This window comes from Enterovibrio nigricans DSM 22720, assembly GCF_900167155.1.
GTDB classification, from domain to species: Bacteria; Pseudomonadota; Gammaproteobacteria; order Enterobacterales; family Vibrionaceae; genus Enterovibrio; species Enterovibrio nigricans.
Window position 1 is genome coordinate 1 of the sequence record NZ_FUXU01000195.1, and the last position, 2,067, is coordinate 2,067.

General features: G+C 47.8%; 1 protein-coding gene. It reads right to left on the reverse strand.

The genetic code is table 11. The annotated features are described in order from the left end of the window. Positions 1-86 precede the first annotated feature (86 nt). Positions 87-1,973 carry a hypothetical protein gene (locus B5D35_RS23480; RefSeq protein ID WP_078754809.1) on the reverse strand — a complete coding sequence of 629 codons (1,887 nt, stop codon included), beginning with the start codon at positions 1,971-1,973 and terminating at the stop codon, positions 87-89. Between the last annotated feature and the right edge of the window lie 94 nt (positions 1,974-2,067).

A 2,067-nucleotide genomic window follows, 5' to 3' on the forward strand; every position in this document is an offset into this window, starting at 1 on the left:
TTCTTCTGGATAGCGTTTTCCGCTCATAGCAACACCTCATAGTTTGTTCAATTATATAGCTATTGAGTGTCTAGAGAAGCGGGGTCTTACCACAGTGCATCAGGAGCTAAACTGACTGCCGCGTCCTGGTATTGTCGACCTGGTGCAAGAGGGTTCGAATGATCAGGTGAATCTAAATCGTCGAAATTAGGCTGCCTTACCATCACATATTGATCGGTCGTTCTGTCTCGATATATATAGCCAGTGACTTCCAGCCCTAATTCCTGGCTGTCTCTCAATATTTCACTAAACCCCCAGAACAGAATGTTCCTGTTGTGCTGACTCCCCAAAAGATCATCCCTGATTTTCCCCCATTTATCTGGGATGCCATCAATCGTACGTTTGTGCCGTTCCAGTATTTCGCCTGCATCGACACTCAGGCTGTTCAGGTCCATCTCTCTGGCCGACGTCAAACTCTCTTTGGTGTCAAAGAAGGTGACGCGAGATGTTTGTCCACTCTCACTCGGTGAGGAGAGCGACAACGAACGTGACGAATCGGTATTGTTGTGAATACTGTTATCGAGGGCACTGCTCCCCACATTGGCCGAGTAGATTTGGCTGGCGGTTTCTACCGCATAGTAAGCACCTTGCCTGTTATCACCCAGCGCCTCTAAGGCACCACCCACCCAACTGTTTTCAATATCATCAAACGCCGATATTACGCCAGCATTGTTACGTGCCAGAATGCCCGCCTCACCTTCTGTACGATTACCAAAGGCATCAAAGTGATAGCTGCCATCGACATCGGTGAAGGTTTGACCAAAATCATCGGGATTAAAGTTGGCAAAATCTTCATCCACGTCGAAGTAACTTTGCTCCAGCTCGGTGGCTTCTTTCGACAGGTACGCACCTGCGATGAGGGCATTGCCTGTGGCTTCATCCAGTGCGTATTTCCACACATCCGGACCTTGGTTGTTCGCAAACATCTCTGCCGCTGAAAACCCGTCCTGCTGGTAGGCTTGGAGCAAGACGTCATTCGCGGTTTGCGCATCAAAGTAGGTTTCGACAGAATGGAGCGAGGTGTTGTTGACATAGTTGTAGGCATCAGCCTGTGAGCCCAGACCCTTGCTCACGTAGCGGTCGATGTAACTGGTGTCGTCTGCCCAACTGTCATACTGAAGGAAGTCGTATTCAGAAACCGTGTGGCGGCCTAGATCATAATGCGTGTATTGATTATCGTAGTTTGCACTGTTGGGGTTTGAAGAACGCCAATAACTGTTGTACGTCCCTGTTTGACCGTTATTCCCGGCTATATACTCGGTGTACGTCGCACCCACGTGCTGAGATTGAAAACCAGGGCTAGTTTGCCGTTCTGTCCAGCTTGAATTTAGACCTTGAACCGTTTGGTCGTTGTAACCCGTCTGGTAATACTGACCCAACACATCGCTGCCGTAGTGGTTGTTCCAATCCGGCGTTTGGTTGTAGATAGACGCCGAACTGTTGTACCCACTGTAATTGCCCGCACCTTGTTTGTTGTAGTTGTATTGGTGATTACTGTAGTTATCCAGTGCAGAGGTAAACGCATTCAGGTTTAAGTGACCGTCTGACTGCCAAATGCTGGCGCTGGGATTTTGCAGCGTTTTATCCGCCCAGTAAGAACCCCATTGGGTGGTGTTCTGTACCCCACCATTATCACCCCAAAAACGATTATGAACATCCCAGTATTGTTGGTATATCTGGTTTCTTGACGTCTGTGCAGCCGCGGCATTGTTGCCGTAAGTGTAATAGTTCGAGTTCGAGGCTTGGTTGTAACCATTACCCGTCGAGTAGGCCGCCGAAGAATAGCCTTGGTTGCTATAGCCAGAATTTGATGAATAACCTTGGTTACTACCATTCGATCCAGACGAATAGCCCGAATTATAACCCCCTTGAGCGTTATAATTAGAGCCAGATGAATGACCTGTTCTGGATGAATGATAGTAATACCCTGCCATTACAAAAACGCCTTAATAATTATTGAAAATCTAGCGAATCCCCTCAAAATTCCTTTTCTAAACAATGAGAAAGACGCGCACCGACCCTTTTGAT

Excerpts from the sequence above, each read along its gene's own strand:
- B5D35_RS23480 (WP_078754809.1), bottom strand. The coding sequence starts at position 1,973 with ATGGCAGGGTATTACTATCATTCATCCAGAACAGGTCATTCATCTGGC.